At 71.0% G+C, this 14,450-nt stretch carries 11 protein-coding genes, 1 tRNA gene and 1 other RNA gene; 9 read left to right on the top strand and 4 right to left on the bottom strand.

The genetic code is table 11. The annotated features are described in order from the left end of the window. The first annotated feature begins 71 nt into the window (after window positions 1–71). Window positions 72–1,301: a multidrug effflux MFS transporter gene (locus AC3RXZ_RS06515; RefSeq protein ID WP_243226132.1), complete on the top strand. Its 1,230-nt coding sequence runs from the start codon at window positions 72–74 to the stop codon at window positions 1,299–1,301. Between the two features lie 43 nt (window positions 1,302–1,344). After that, window positions 1,345–2,646 carry a GNAT family N-acetyltransferase gene (locus AC3RXZ_RS06510; RefSeq protein WP_491493480.1) on the top strand — a complete coding sequence of 434 codons (1,302 nt, stop codon included), beginning with the start codon at window positions 1,345–1,347 and terminating at the stop codon, window positions 2,644–2,646. 143 nt (window positions 2,647–2,789) lie between these two features. Here the strand turns inward: AC3RXZ_RS06510 and AC3RXZ_RS06505 are convergent. Next, window positions 2,790–2,877 (bottom strand) — tRNA-Ser (locus AC3RXZ_RS06505). A 90-nt stretch (window positions 2,878–2,967) separates the two neighbouring features. On the opposite strand from AC3RXZ_RS06505, the gene trhO reads away from it, so the two are divergent. Beyond that, window positions 2,968–3,873 carry an oxygen-dependent tRNA uridine(34) hydroxylase TrhO gene (gene trhO / locus AC3RXZ_RS06500; RefSeq protein WP_491493479.1) on the top strand — a complete coding sequence of 302 codons (906 nt, stop codon included), beginning with the start codon at window positions 2,968–2,970 and terminating at the stop codon, window positions 3,871–3,873. 8 nt (window positions 3,874–3,881) lie between these two features. Here trhO and AC3RXZ_RS06495 read toward each other — a convergent pair whose 3' ends face one another. The 3 genes from AC3RXZ_RS06495 to AC3RXZ_RS06485 are packed head-to-tail and all read right to left on the bottom strand — an operon-like array spanning window position 3,882 to window position 8,294. Next, complete coding sequence (locus AC3RXZ_RS06495; protein ID WP_491493478.1) at window positions 3,882–6,119, bottom strand: transglutaminase TgpA family protein; 2,238 nt, start codon at window positions 6,117–6,119, stop codon at window positions 3,882–3,884. Continuing rightward, window positions 6,106–7,308 (bottom strand): DUF58 domain-containing protein, encoded by a 1,203-nt coding sequence (locus tag AC3RXZ_RS06490; protein WP_491493477.1) that lies wholly within the window; start codon window positions 7,306–7,308, stop codon window positions 6,106–6,108. The genes AC3RXZ_RS06495 and AC3RXZ_RS06490 overlap by 14 nt, the downstream gene beginning before the upstream one ends. An 11-nt stretch (window positions 7,309–7,319) precedes the next feature. Continuing rightward, window positions 7,320–8,294 carry an AAA family ATPase gene (locus tag AC3RXZ_RS06485; protein ID WP_491493476.1) on the bottom strand — a complete coding sequence of 325 codons (975 nt, stop codon included), beginning with the start codon at window positions 8,292–8,294 and terminating at the stop codon, window positions 7,320–7,322. A 132-nt stretch (window positions 8,295–8,426) separates the two neighbouring features. Between AC3RXZ_RS06485 and AC3RXZ_RS06480 the strand changes: the two genes are divergently transcribed. From AC3RXZ_RS06480 to AC3RXZ_RS06455, 6 genes are all read left to right on the top strand, one after another. Beyond that, on the top strand, window positions 8,427–9,584 hold the full coding sequence (locus AC3RXZ_RS06480) for an AI-2E family transporter (RefSeq protein ID WP_243224523.1): 1,158 nt from the start codon (window positions 8,427–8,429) through the stop codon (window positions 9,582–9,584). Between the two features lie 6 nt (window positions 9,585–9,590). Then, an RNA gene (ffs, locus tag AC3RXZ_RS06475) (signal recognition particle sRNA small type) lies at window positions 9,591–9,687 on the top strand. 56 nt (window positions 9,688–9,743) lie between these two features. Continuing rightward, window positions 9,744–10,340, top strand: coding sequence for a rhomboid family intramembrane serine protease (locus tag AC3RXZ_RS06470; protein WP_491493475.1), 597 nt, complete (start codon window positions 9,744–9,746; stop codon window positions 10,338–10,340). 140 nt (window positions 10,341–10,480) lie between these two features. Then, entirely contained in the window at window positions 10,481–11,059 is a 579-nt protein-coding gene (locus AC3RXZ_RS06465) for a hypothetical protein (protein WP_491493474.1), read from the top strand. Between the two features lie 55 nt (window positions 11,060–11,114). Further along, window positions 11,115–13,229 carry a phosphate acetyltransferase gene (pta, locus tag AC3RXZ_RS06460; RefSeq protein ID WP_491493473.1) on the top strand — a complete coding sequence of 705 codons (2,115 nt, stop codon included), beginning with the start codon at window positions 11,115–11,117 and terminating at the stop codon, window positions 13,227–13,229. Then, entirely contained in the window at window positions 13,226–14,446 is a 1,221-nt protein-coding gene (locus AC3RXZ_RS06455; protein WP_491493472.1) for an acetate/propionate family kinase, read from the top strand. Before pta ends, AC3RXZ_RS06455 begins: the two co-directional genes overlap by 4 nt. Window positions 14,447–14,450 lie beyond the last annotated feature (4 nt).

Raw genomic sequence — 14,450 nt, 5'->3', positions numbered from 1 at the left:
GCAGCATCCGCACGTCGACCGCGACCGGCGCCATCCGCACCCTCGGCCCGAACCCGGCGACCGCGCCGATCATGCTGCACCCGGGCGATGCGATCTCGACCGGGCGCCGCACCGTCTACATCATCCTGCTCGGCGCGCTCACGGCGCTCGGACCGTTCACCATCGACCTCTACCTGCCGGCGTTCCCGCTGCTGGAGAGCGACTTCCAGACGACGGCGACGGCGATCCAGCTCACGCTGACCGGGACGATGATCGGCTTCGCGATCGGACAGCTCGTGGTCGGCCCGCTCAGCGACAAGGTCGGCCGGCGCGTCCCGCTCATCTCCGTCACGGCTCTGCACGTGCTCGCCAGCGTCGCGGCGGCGCTCGCGCCGGATCTGCTCCTGCTCGGCGCCGCGCGGGTGTTCATGGGCATCGGCGCCGCGGCCGGCGGCGTGGTCGCGATGGCGATCGTCCGCGACCTGTTCGGCGGACGCCGGCTCGTGGTGATGCTGTCGCGACTGGCTCTCGTCTCGGGCGTCGCGCCCGTGGTCGCACCCCTGGCCGGATCTGCTCTGCTGGCGGTCATGGACTGGCGTGGCATCTTCGTCGTGCTCGCCTGCTACGGCGGCGTCATGCTCGTCTCCGGGCTGTTCCTCATCCCGGAGACCCTGCCGCGCGAACGCCGCCACGATCGCGGCTCGTCCACCGTGCTCCAGCGCTACAAGAGCGTGTTCTCGGACCGGGTGTTCCTCGGCGTGCTCGTCATCGGCGGCATGACGTTCTCGGGGCTGTTCTCGTACCTCTCGGCATCCCCCTTCCTGTTCCAGCAGACGCACGGGCTCGACCCGCAGCAGTACGGCTGGCTGTTCGCGGCGAACTCGATCGGCGTCGTCGTCGGGGTCCAGACCGCGTCGCGGCTCGCGGCGCGGTTCGGCCCGCAGTGGGTGATGGCGATCTCGACCGCGGGACTGCTGCTCTCCGGAGTCGCGATCATCGTGACGGACCAGCTCGGCCTGGGACTGTGGGGCACGGTGATCCCGCTGTTCCTGTTCATGACCTCGTGCGGTTTCACGTTCCCCTGCGTGCAGGTGCTCGCCCTGGACCGGCACGGCAAGGCCGCAGGCACCGCGGCATCCGTGCTCGGCGCCTGCAATAACGGCGTCGCGGCCATCATCTCGCCGGTGGTCACCCTCCTCGCCGGAGGAGCGGGCATCACGGCCACGACCATGGCGTCGGTCATGGTCGGCTGCGCGGTCGTCGCGATCCTGGCGCTCTGGCTGATCGTGCGCCCGCGCACGGTGGGAATGCTCAACCCCTGAGCCGGATGCCGCGTCCGCGCACGCCGCACGGCAGAATGGCCGGATGAGACGGCACCTTCTGTGGTGGGGCATCGGCACCCTGCTCGCGGCCATCGCGCTCGGGGCGTATCTGACGATCGACGGCGGCGCGGACGATCCGTCCACGCTCGACGCCTGGTGGCACGACGCGATGGTCGATGCGCGGCCCGATGCCCTCGTGGCCTTCTCGCACGTCATGAACCGTATCGGCGGCGGCTGGATCGCGGTGTTCGCCGTGCCCGGGATCGTCGCGGTCGCGTTGCTGATCGCGCGACGGTGGAGGTCGGCGATCTTCGCGCTCGCCGCGTTCATCACGAGCGCGGCGCTCGTGCAGCTGCTCAAGCAGCTGTTCGGGCGTGCGCGTCCGGAGGACATGCTCGTGATCAGTGACTACGGCTCCTACCCGTCGGGGCACACCGCCAACGCCGCGACGATCGCGATCGTGCTCTGGGTGCTCTTCCCCCGGGTGTGGATGGCCGTGCTGGGGGCGGCCTGGGTGCTGGCGATGGCGCTGTCGCGGACGGTGCTCTCGGTGCACTGGCTGACGGACACCGTCGGCGGAGCGCTCGTCGGGGCGTCCGCCGCGCTGCTGGTCGCGGCACTGCTGCTGCCGTGGGTGCGCAGCGACGCGCCCGTCGCCGTCACGGCAGCGATCGCCGGCGGGACGGATAGGGTGGATCCGGCCGTAACGACCGCCGGCCGAGAACTCGCAGAGGAGTCCGCCGTGCCGCAGATCCGCCCGTACCGCCCCGAAGACCGTGACGGCCTGTTCGACGTCTGCGTCAAGACGGCGGATGCCGGAGCCGACGCGACCGGCATGTTCACGGACGACGAGCTGTGGGGTCTGCTCTTCGCCGTGCCCTATGCCGAGCGGGATCCCGGGCTGTGCTGGGTCGTCGAGGCCGAGGACGGCCGCGTGATCGGCTACATCGTCTCGACCGACGACACCGACGCCTTCGAGCAGTGGTTCCGCGACGAATGGTGGCCGCGCTACACCGACCGGTTCCCGAAGCCCGTCGACCCGCAGACGGCCGAGGAGCGGATGCTCGCCTATGCGTACGGTCGAGGCCCCGGCCGCGAGCCGAACGCCGCCGAATATCCGGCCCACCTGCACATCGATCTGCTGCCGGAGACCCAGGGGAAGGGGCTCGGACGCCGGCTGCTGGAGACGCTGTTCGCCGAGCTGCGCCGTCGCGGCGTGCCCGGCCTCCACCTCGGCATGAACCCGGCCAACACGGGGGCTGCGGCCTTCTACGACCGCGTCGGGATGCACCGTCTGCCGAGCCCCGAGGGGTCCTGGGTGTACGGGGTGCGGTTCGACGGGTGAGGGCGCGGAACGGGCGGTGATGCGCCGAAGCGCGGCGGTGACGGCGGGACTCGGGTACTCGCTGCACTCGTGCCTCCCCGAATCCCACAGCACGGGATAAACGAAGGAAGGGCCCCCGCTGACGCGGAGACCCTTCATTCGTCTGGCGGTGACGGCGGGATTCGAACCCGCGGTTGCTTGCACAACACACGCTTTCCAAGCGTGCTCCTTCGGCCGCTCGGACACGTCACCAGGGAACAACCTGTCCATCTTATCCGATCGCCCGCGGGCTCGTGACCACGCCGGATCCTCGAACCTCGGCCGGGCGCCTAGAATCTCGGGGTGGCAACTCCCAAGATCGTGCTGTTCTACGTGTTCACCCCGCTCGCCGACCCCGAGGCGATCCGGCTGTGGCAGCGCGACCTCGGCGAGGCACTGCGCCTGCGCGGACGCCTGATCATCTCGAAAGACGGCATCAACGGAACCCTCGGCGGCGATCTTCCCGCCCTGAAGAAGTGGGCGCGATCCTTCCGCTCCTATGCGCCGTTCGCGAAGGCCGACATCAAGTGGAGCGAGGGGACCGGCATCGACGAGACCGGACACAGCACCGACTTCCCCAAGCTCAGCGTCAAGGTCCGCGACGAGATCGTGTCGTTCGGTGCGCCCGGCGAGCTCCGCGTCGACGAGAACGGGGTCGTCGGAGGCGGAAGACGGCTGACTCCGGAACAGTTGCACGAACTCGTCGCCGACCGCGACGACGTCGTCTTCTTCGACGGGCGCAACGCCCTCGAGGCGCAGATCGGCCGCTTCCGCGACGCGATCGTCCCGGATGCCGAGACCACCCGTGATTTCGTCCGGTTGCTGGACTCGGGGGCCTACGACGACCTCAAGGGCAAGCCCGTCGTCACCTACTGCACCGGCGGCATCCGCTGCGAGGTGCTGTCCAGCCTCATGACCGCGCGCGGCTTCGGCGAGGTGTACCAGCTGGAGGGCGGCATCGTCCGCTACGGAGAGGCCTTCGGCGACGACGGCCTCTGGGACGGATCGCTGTACGTGTTCGACGGGCGCGGTTCGGTCGACTTCTCCGACCACGCCGCCGTCATCGGGGAATGCGCCGGATGCCGCCGGCCCACGAAGCGCACCGCGAACTGCCCCGACGCGTCGTGCCGCGTGCAGCAGGTGGTCTGCGAGGAATGCGTCTCCCTCCCGTGCCCCGCTCACGTGCGCGACGGACAGCACACCGGCTGAAGGGCTCCTCACGCCGCGATGACCGCTGACGGACGCTGCGCGAACAGCGACCGCGGCGCGAACAGCGCCTTCAGACGCGACCGGGTGTCGACCGACTCGCGCACCTGATGCAGCACCTCGGTCACAGGCTCGGCCAGGTCCCCGGCATCCGAAGCGGTCGGCGCGTAGCTCGCCCGCTCGATCGCCCGCACCAGCGGAGCGAGGAGCGCAGGATCGACGTCGTTGTCCGCCGAGAGTCCCGAGGCGCGCACACGTGGACTCTCCGCCTCGGACGGGTTCAGCCCGAGGTCGACGAGGCTGTCGCGCAGCTCCGCCCACGCGCTCGCCGCGTCACCGCTGCGCGCCCGGCCGATCCGCACGGCGCGGCGGAGAGCGCGCACCATCAGAGGCAGCAGGAGCACGACGATCACGCCGCCCGTCACCAGCAGCACCGGAGTCGGGTCCAGGCGTTGCAGTGCGCCCCCGCCTGTCCCCGCGGCGCCGGCGTCATCCGGGGCGATCGTGGGGCCCGTCGTCGGCGCGGCCGAGGGGGCGGTCGTCGGCGTCGGCGTCTGCCCCGGTCCGTGGCCCGTATCGCCGGCGGTCTCCGCGCGCGCGAACGCGGTCGGCACGCCGAGCGTCGCGGTCGGCTCGAACGGCACCCAGCCGATGCCCTCGAAATGGACCTCCGGCCAGGCGTGCAGCTGGTCGCTCATGACGGCGTAGACGTACTCGTCTCCGCGCTTCTCGTCGGTCAACTGCCCCGGGAGGTATCCGACCACGACACGAACCGGCATCCCCAGCGTCTTCGCCATCAGCGAGAACGCTCCGGCGAAATGGACGCAGTACCCGGACCGGACGTCGAGGAACGTCGCCACGGCGTCGGCGCCGGTCCCGTCGAAGTCCTCCTCCACGGGAGTGTCGACCGAGTACTCGAACTCGCTGCGGAACCAGTTCTGCAGCGCGATGAGCTTCTCGTAGTCGCTCGCGGCCTCCGCGGTGATCTGCAGGGCGGTCTGCGCGATGACCGGAGGCAGCTCGGCGAGGTCGGTGCCGTCGTCGTCGCCACCGGCCGCGCGGGAGGCCGTGATCTGCTCGAACGTCGGCTGAAGCTGCGCCGACGTGACGGTGTAGTCCCGACCGGATGCGTCCGCGACCTCGGACAGCACCGTGCGGTTGGAGGTCATCACCTCCCACCCCGTGGAGACCCCCACGATGCGCTCGGCGGGGAACGGCACAGGAAGGCGCGAGCTGGACAGCCCCAGCACCCGGATCGACGTCAGCCGGTCCGTTCCGGTGAGCTCGTCGTTCCACTCGGGATCGCCGAATCCCTCCGACACGGGCTGCGTGTCGGAGGTGTCGGGGCGCCAGACCTCGCCGGTGAAGCGCGACAGGGTCGCGATGCGGAGGTACGGTGCCGTCTCCGACGTCGTCGCGAGCGACATCACCTGAGTCGGGTTCGGGCGGCGCAGGTCGTCGCCCAGGCGCAGAGAGGCGTCCACGGTGACTCCTGCTCCCGGCACCATCCAATTCGCCGACACGGGCAGACCGGGCACCACGATCAGCGTCGCCGCCACCGCCGCGGCTCCGACACCGGCGGTGACGGCCGCGGAGGTGCGACGCGCGGAACGACGATCACGGCGGGCACTGCTGCGCAGCAGCAGGAGCACCAGCACCGCGAGCACGACGAACCACACGACGTTCGGATCGCCGAGCGTGATGATCATCGGGAGCGCCCCGACGACCGTGACGGTGATGATCGCCAGCAGCGCGAGACGCTGCGCGACGAGGTGGTCGATGAGGATGATGACGACCGCGAACGCGGCGCCGAGCATGCTGCGCAGCGCCAGGGTGTCCTCCAGCGGTGCGCTGCCGTTGTACACCTCGGCGGCCGCCTGGGTCGCGAGCTCGCCGAACGCGATGAGCGTGGCCGGGGTCGGGACGACCCCGAGCAGCGCGGTCTGCGGCAGCAGCATGGCCGTCAGCAGGGCGACCGACGCCGCGACCTGCACGAGAAGGGCCGAGAGCTCCCGCGCCACCGCCGAGCGGCGGGCGAGCATCGTGCGCACCACGATCCCGGCGAGGGCGACGACGAAGATCAGGGTGCTGATCACGAAGCTCCAGGGCCCGGCCTGCACGACGGGGATGTACGGCCACAACGCCACGACCCCCGCGAACGCCGCCAGCAGCGCCCGGGTCACGACGCCCTCCCGGGGCGGCGACACGTCCAGGGCCCACGCGCCCGTCGGAGACTCAGCGCGGGACACGTCCGCCTCCGGTCAGCATCCGCTCCGGCAGCGCGAGCTCCCAGGAGGCCGACACGTCGTCCGTGAGCACGGCGCCGGTCCACCCCATCGAGGAGGCCGCATCCAGGGCGCCTTCGGCGGGGTCGGTCGCGAGCAGGATCGGGACGGCGGCGCCGCCGTGGTGCAGCAGATCCCGCTCCTCGACGGACAGGCGCCCGGTGAGCACGACGAGGGGGCCCGGCGGCGTGCCGCCGACCACGGCAGCCAGGTCGCGCGCGTCTCCGCGGGGAGTGAGGATCGCGAGCGCGACCAGCAGCTCGTCCCGGTCGTCCTCGTGCCCGCGCAGAGCGCCGATGAGGGTGCCCGCGCTGTCGACGACGTCCACGCTGTACCCCTCGCCCGCCAGATGCAGCGCGATCGAGGCGCACGCCGACACTGCGGTCTCGAAAGCGGGGTCGATGCCGCGATCCGCACGAGCCCACCGCGCGGCCGCGCGATCGATCACGACGATCGCGTCGGGGCTGGATTCCTCCTCCTCCTGGCGCACCATGAGCTCTCCGCGATGCGCGGTCGCGCGCCAGTGGATCCGCCGCATCGAGTCGCCCGAAACGTAGTGCCGCGGCGACAGGTTGTCGCTTCCCTGTCCGAGCCGACTCGACGCCGTGTGCGCGGTCCCGCCGGCGGCGCCCCAGTGCGCTGCGAGCGGCGCGAGGGGGATGACCTCCGGTACGACCGTGACCGTCCGGGTGGAGCCGAACTCCTGTTCGCGCTGAGCGAGGCCGAACGGATCGGTCGTGCGGAGCACGAGCGGGCCGACCGGCCACACACCCCGCCGCACGCCCGTGATGGGGTAGCGCAGGACCCCCGTCTCCGGCGGGTACTCTCCCGCGGCGTGGCCGGTCACGGCATCCGGCAGCACGTCGCGCCACAGGCCGTGCGGGATCCGCAGCGAGCGCAGGGCGAAGCGCACCGTGACGCGCGACTCCTCGCCGACGGTCAGCAGGTCCGTGGAGATCTGGCGGCTCACGGTGCCGCTGCGGCGCGGCACGTGCACCACGAGCACAGCCAGCGCCGTGAGCGCGAACAGCAGCACCGCGACGTACAGCAGGATCGGTGCCGAGACGATGTTCGCGGCGATCACGAGGAGCAGGCCGATGAGCAGGGCACCGGCGCCCCGGAGGGTGAGGACATGCCGGCGACGGGCGGACACGAGGGCTCCGTTCAGGCCCGTGTGGCCACGGGCACGCGCACCCGCTCGATGATCTGCGCGAGGGCGGCCTCGACCGGCTGGGCGCCCGCGCGGTGGACTCCGCGCGCCGGGAGCAGGCGGTGGGCGAAGACCGGCACCAGCAGATCCGTGAGGTCGTCGGGGATGACGAACTCGCGGGCGTCCAGCGCCGCCCACACCTTCGCGGCGCGGACGAGCTGCAGCGTGGCCCGCGGGCTCGCGCCCAGGTGCAGGCTCGGGTCCGAGCGCGTGGCCTGGGCGAGCGCGACGGCGTACTCCTCGATGCTCGGCGCCACGTGCACGGCTCTGGCGCTCTCGATCAGTGCGCTGACGTCCTGCGCGCCGACCACGGGCCGGATCGCCTGGAGCGGGTTGACCGTGTCGCGCTGCCGGAGCATCAGCGCTTCGGCGGCGGCATCCGGGTATCCCATCGAGATGCGCATCATGAAACGGTCGCGCTGTGCCTCGGGGAGCGCGTAGGTCCCCTCCATCTCCAGCGGGTTCTGCGTCGCGACGACGAGGAACGGATCCGGCAGCGGGTGCGTCCGGCCATCCACCGTGACCTGCTTCTCCTCCATGGCCTCCAGCAGCGCGGACTGCGTCTTGGGGGAGGATCGGTTGATCTCGTCCGCGATCACGATGTGCGCGAACACGGCGCCCTGCTTGAACTCGAACTCGCGTTCCACCGGGTTGTAGACGCTCACGCCGGTGACGTCTCCCGGAAGCAGGTCCGGGGTGAACTGGATGCGCCTGACCGTCGCGTCGACGCTCGCGGCGAGGGCCCTGGCGAGCATCGTCTTGCCGACACCGGGGACGTCCTCGATGAGCAGGTGCCCCTCGGCCAGCAGGCACACCAGGGCGCTGCGCACGGCATCCGCCTTGCCGTCGATCACCTCACCGACGGAGGCCAGGATGGCGGAGGTCTGCTCCGCGAATCGCTCTGCCGTCATGACGGATGCGTCGTGCATGCGTCCCCTTTCGCCCTGCCCCTCCACCCCTCGTCGGGTGTGAACCGATCGTAACCCGCGGAGGGCACCGGCGGACCCGCGGATGCCGCGCATTCCTGGCGATCTCCCGCACCCTGCGGTTAGCCTCGACTCATGGGACTGTTCCGGAACGACCCCCAGCGCGTGCGAATCGAGACGCGGGACGTGGAGCTGACTGCCACACGAGCCCCGTGGAGCCTGTGGGCGGACGGGTTCGGCAAGCTCGGCATCCGCGCGATCCAGATCATCGTGGTGGTGGCCGTGGCGGCCGGGATCATCTTCGCGATCCAGCAGCTCACCCTCGTGACGATCCCGCTCGTCATCGCGCTCATCCTCGCGTGCGCGTTCACGCCGGTGATGTCCTGGATGCGCCGGCGCGGTGTGCCCTCGGTGCTCGCGACCATCATCACCCTGCTCGCGATCGTCATCATCCTGGGGCTCCTCGGCTGGCTGATCGTGTGGGCCGTGCGCGACCAGTGGGACGATCTCTACACGCAGGCGGAGGACGGATTCCAGCATCTGCTGGCGTGGGTGCAGACGCTGCCCTTCGACTTCCTCCAGCCGGAGCAGATCGATGAATGGATCGGTCAGCTCACGGACTTCGTCACGAGCGCGCAGTTCGGCTCCGGCGCGATCGCGGGTGTGAGCGCCGTCGCCAACTTCGTGACCGGCTTCGTGCTCATGGTCACGATCCTGTTCTTCTTCCTCAAGGACGGACCGCAGATGTGGGAGTTCCTCCTGCGTCCGTTCCGCGGCGAGAACTACCGGCGCGCTCGCCGCATCGGCGACAAGACGGTCAGCACCCTCGGCTCCTACGTCCGCGGCACCGCCACGGTCGCCGCGGTGGACGCGATCGGAATCCTGATCGGCCTGCTCATCCTCCAGGTGCCGCTGGCGATCCCGCTGGCCGTGCTGGTCTTCCTGCTCGCGTTCATCCCGATCGTCGGGGCGACCGTGGCGGGCATCCTCGCGGCCCTCGTCGCGCTGGTCGCGAACGGATGGGTGAACGCCCTGTTCGTCGTCGGGGTCGTGGTGCTCGTGAACCAGCTGGAGGGGAACTTCCTCCAACCGTTCCTGATGGGCCGGTCCATGAAGCTGCACGCGTTCGTCATCCTCGTCGCCCTGACGGTCGGCACGGTCCTCGGCGGCATCGTCGGCGCGGTCCTCGCGGTGCCGATCGCGGCAGCGATCTGGGGCGTGATCCAGGTGTGGGACGGCCCGGACACCCCTGCGCGCTGGGCGCGGGCGAAAGCACCGGTCGAAGCCGGGTAGACTGGTTCCAGCCCTCCGCGTGACGGCATCCAGGCCAATTCCCCCAGGACGGAAACGTAGCAAGGGTAACCGGGCTCTGCCGGGTGCGCGGAGGGTCTTTCCGTCCCCGGGCGCCGTCGCTTTCAGCATCCTCCTGGCAGGCACTGACAGGATCACGACGTGACCACTCCCTCGGCCCCCGCGCGACGCGGACTCGTCGCGCGCTTCGCGTCCCCGGTGATCCTGCTGGGGCTGATGTGGGTCGTCCAGACGGCCGACGCCGTTCTTCCCGGATCCTTCACGGGCTTCGGACTGCGGTCGTGGGACCTCTCAGGGCTCGGCGGCATCGTCGTCAGTCCGCTGCTGCACGCGAGCTGGACGCACCTGATCGCGAACTCGCTGCCCTTCCTGGTGCTCGGCTGCCTCGTCGCGATCGAGGGGGCCGCGCGCTTCTGGCTCGTGACCGCGATCGTGGCGCTCGTGGGCGGGGCCGGCACCTGGCTCGTGAACGCCCCCGGCACGCTCACGGTCGGAGCGTCGGTGCTCGTGTTCGGATACTTCGGCTACGTCGTCGTGCGGGTGTTCGCGCCGGGGCGGGTGTCGCATCGCATCGGTTACGCCGTCATCGCGATCGTCGTGATCGCCCTGTACGGCACCGCCATGGTCGCCGGCGTCTTCGGCGCGGCCGACGGCGTGTCCTGGCAGGCGCACCTGTTCGGCGCCGTCGGCGGTGCGCTCGCCGTCTTCGCGGGACGCCCGAGGAGTGCGGGGGCGTGAACCCGAGGAGGACGCGGTCGCGCCGGGCAGCCTTGAAGGGGCGGAGCACGGCGAAGCGCCGCGGATCACGCCGGGGGACGGCGAAGAGGCGCCCGAGCGGCCGCCGACGCCTCAGTGCGCGCGAGCGCGCGTCGCGGCGCGTGCGGCGCACCCGGCTGCTGCGCCGCATCCTCATCGGAGCGGGCGCGGCCTCGGCGGTGGTGGCCCTCGCGGTGCTCGTGCCGCTGTCGACAGCACAGGCGCCGGTGTGCGCATCGGAGCCGGCGACCTTCCCCGCGGCGGGTGTCGAGGGCTGGGAGGGCGAGCAGCTCGAGAACGCCGCGACCATCGTGCTCACCGCCCGGGGGCTCGGCTTCGGGCGGGAGGGGCAGGTGCTGGGCGTGATGGCGGCCATGGGGGAGAGCTCGCTGCGCGCGATCGAGTACGGCGACTGGGAGACGGCCGGGGTCACCAATCCCGACGGATCGCGCACGACGAGCATCGGCCTGTTCCAGCAGCAGGAGTGGTGGGGCAGCGCCGAGGAGCGCCTGGACCCGGCATCCTCGGCCGCCCTGTTCTTCGACCGGCTCGCGCGGCTGCCGGGCTGGGAGGACATGGAGCCCTCCCACGCCATCCATCGCGTGCAGGTCAACACCGATCCCGAGCACTACGCCCGGTTCCAGGAGGATGCCGAGGCGGTCGTCGACGCCCTGTCGGGCGCTTGCACGCCGACCGACTGAACTTCTCCGGCCGGCGGCCCTCCGCCACGGGGACGAACGCGCATAGGCTGGGAGCGTGGCGCGGAGCATCTACATCACCTCGGCCGAGGGGCACACCGGGAAATCCACGATCGCCCTGGGCGTGCTCGATGCGCTCATGAGGGTGACGCCGCGCGTCGGGGTGTTCCGCCCGATCGCGCGATCGTCGGCCGAACGCGACTACGTCCTCGAACTGCTGCTCGCCCACGACGGCGTCCAGCTCGACTACGAGGACTGCATCGGCGTCACGTACGACGACGTCCGCGCGGACCCCGACGGCGCGCTGTCGACGATCGTCGCGCGCTTCAAGGCGGTCGAGGCGCAGTGCGACGCCGTCGTCATCATCGGCAGCGACTACACCGACGTCGGAAGCCCCGCCGAGCTCGGGTTCAACGCGCGGATCGCCGCGAATCTCGCCGCCCCCGTGCTCCTCGTGCTGTCCGGCCGCGACCAGCAGCACCGGGCCGAGCAGCTGGGCACGACCTCGGCGCGGACGCCTGCCGCCGTCAGCCAGCTCGCGGCGCTCGCGCTGGCCGAGCTCGCCACGGAGCGCGCCGAGCTGTTCGCCGTGATCGTGAACCGGGCGGATCCGGATGCCGCGCAGGACACGATCGACGCCGTGCACGCCGTCCAGTCCGACGCCACGCCCGTCTGGGCGATCCCCGAGGACCGCTCGCTGGTCGCGCCGTCCATCCGCGGCATCCTGTCCGCCGTCGAAGGGCGGCTCGTCAAGGGCGACGACGCCCTGCTCACGCGGGAGGCGCTGAGCGTCGTCGTCGCGGGCATGTCGATGGTGAACGTGCTTCCCCGGCTCACGCCGGACTCGGTCGTGATCATCCCCGCCGATCGCACCGAGGTGCTGCTGGCGACCCTGCTGGCGGATTCCTCGGGGACGTTCCCCTCGATCGCCGGCATCGTCCTCAACGGCCCTTTCCCGTTGCCCGAGTCGATCGAGCAGCTCCTGGACGGGCTGGCGTCCCGCGTGCCGATCATCGCGACGGATCTCGGCACCTACGAGACCGCCGTGCGGGTGATGGGCGCACGGGGCCGGCTCGCGGCGGATTCGCGCCGTCGCTATGACACGGCGCTCGGGCTGTTCCAGACGCATGTCGACATCTCCGAGCTCACTCGTCAGCTCGGCCTCGCCGAGGCGACGGTCGTCACGCCGCTCATGTTCGAGTACGCGCTGATCGAACGCGCGCGGTCGGATCGCAAGCGCATCGTCCTGCCCGAGGGCGACGACGACCGCATCCTGCGCGCCGCGGCCACGCTGCTCGCACGGGATGTCGCCGACCTCACGATCCTCGGCGACGAGAGCGCGATCCGCGCACGCGCGGTGGAGCTCGGCGTCGACATCGCCGAGGCGCAGATCATCAGTCCGACGGACCCGGAGCATGTCGAGCGCTTCGCGGCCGAGTACGCGCGACTGCGCGCCCACAAGGGAGTGACCGTCGCGCAGGCCGCCGACACAGTCACGGACGTGTCGTACTTCGGGACCATGATGGTCCATCTCGGGCTCGCCGACGGCATGGTCTCCGGCGCCGCGCACACCACGGCGCACACGATCCGCCCCTCGTTCGAGATCATCAAGACGCGTCCGGGGGTGGACGTCGTCTCGAGCGTGTTCCTCATGGCCCTCGCGGATCGCGTGCTCGTGTACGGGGACTGCGCCGTGATCCCGGATCCGACGAGCGTGCAGCTCGCCGACATCGCGATCTCGTCGGCGCAGACCGCGCGGCAGTTCGGCATCGATCCGCGCGTCGCCATGCTGTCCTATTCGACGGGGGAGTCCGGGTCCGGAGCGGACGTCGACAAGGTGCGCGAGGCGACCGCCCTCGTGCGGGAGCGCGCCCCGGAGCTGCTCGTGGAAGGGCCGATCCAGTACGACGCGGCGGCTGACGCCGCGGTCGCGAAGGCGAAGCTGCCGGAGTCGGCGGTCGCGGGGCGAGCCACGGTCTTCGTGTTCCCCGACCTGAACACGGGCAACAACACCTACAAGGCGGTGCAGCGCTCCGCGGGGGCCGTCGCGATCGGCCCGGTGCTCCAGGGGCTCAACAAGCCGATCAACGACCTGAGCCGCGGAGCCCTGGTGGAGGACATCGTGAACACCGTCGCCATCACCGCGATCCAGGCGCAGGGCGGTGCGGCATGAGCGTCGTCCTCGTGATCAACAGCGGCTCGTCGTCGCTGAAGTACAGCCTGATGGACATGCGGCGGGAACTGCCGCTCGGCGAGGGGCTGATCGAGCGCATCGGACAGGAGTCCGGGGACATCACCCACACGGTGCGCCGCGTGTCCGAGGGGGAGGCGGCGCCTGCCGTGCTGGACCGGAAGCACCGCAGCGCGCGCCGGATCGCCGATCATGACGAGGCGTTCGCCGTCATGCTCGAGCAGTTCGCCGAGCACGGCCCGGTGCTCGAGGAGCATCACCCCGTCGCGGTCGGACACCGCGTCGTGCACGGGGGTGCGCGCTTCTTCGCCCCGACCCCGATCGACGCCCTGGTCGAGATCAACATCGAGGACCTGTCCGAGCTCGCCCCGCTGCACAACCCGGGAGCCGTCGCCGGCATCCGGGCGGGACGGCGCGCGTTCCCGGACGTGCCGCACGTCGCGGTGTTCGACACCGCCTTCCACCAGACGCTGCCACCCGCCGCCTACACGTACGCGATCGACAAGGCGGTCGCGGAACGGCATCGTGTGCGGCGCTACGGCTTCCACGGCACGAGCCACAAGTTCGTGTCCGAGCAGGCGGCGGCCTTCCTCGGCCGCCCGCTCGCCGAACTGCGGCAGATCGTCCTGCATCTCGGCAACGGCGTCTCGATGACGGCGATCGACGGCGGGCGCTCGGTCGAGACGTCGATGGGAATGACGCCGCTCGAAGGGCTCGTGATGGGCACCCGCTCCGGGGACATCGACCCGGCCGTGCTGCTGCACCTGTCCCGCCGTGCGGGAATGAGCATCGACGACCTGGACGCGCTGCTGAACAAGCGCAGCGGCCTGCTGGGCCTCGCGGGGCGCAGCGACATGCGTGACATCCTCGCGGGCGTGGAGGACGGGGAGGATGCCGCGACGCTGGCGTTCGAGGTCTACATCCATCGGCTGCGCGCCTATGTCGGGGCCTACGTCGCCCAGCTCGGAGGAGTGGACGTCATCTCGTTCACAGCGGGCGTGGGGGAGAACGCTGCGCGGGTGCGCGGCGAGACGCTGGCGACCTTCGGCTTCCTCGGTCTGGAGATCGATCCCGAGCTCAACGAGCGGCCCAGTCCCGGCATCCGTCGCATCTCGACCGCCGGCTCGAGCATCGAGGTCCTCGTCGTCCCGACGAACGAGGAGCTCGAGATCGCCCGTCAGGCCCTGAGCCTGGTCTGAGCGG

Source organism: Microbacterium cucumeris, from assembly GCF_058349845.2.
Note: the sequence above shows the minus strand (reverse complement) of the source record. Positions and strands in the feature narration are given on the sequence as shown.

Bases quoted from the DNA above. Each gene is read 5' to 3' on its own strand.
- AC3RXZ_RS06515 (WP_243226132.1), top strand. From the start codon at position 72: ATGCTGCACCCGGGCGATGCGATCTCGACCGGGCGCCGCACCGTCTAC.
- AC3RXZ_RS06510 (WP_491493480.1), top strand. From the start codon at position 1,345: ATGAGACGGCACCTTCTGTGGTGGGGCATCGGCACCCTGCTCGCGGCC.
- AC3RXZ_RS06485 (WP_491493476.1), bottom strand. From the start codon at position 8,294: ATGCACGACGCATCCGTCATGACGGCAGAGCGATTCGCGGAGCAGACC.
- AC3RXZ_RS06480 (WP_243224523.1), top strand. From the start codon at position 8,427: ATGGGACTGTTCCGGAACGACCCCCAGCGCGTGCGAATCGAGACGCGG.
- AC3RXZ_RS06455 (WP_491493472.1), top strand. From the start codon at position 13,226: ATGAGCGTCGTCCTCGTGATCAACAGCGGCTCGTCGTCGCTGAAGTAC.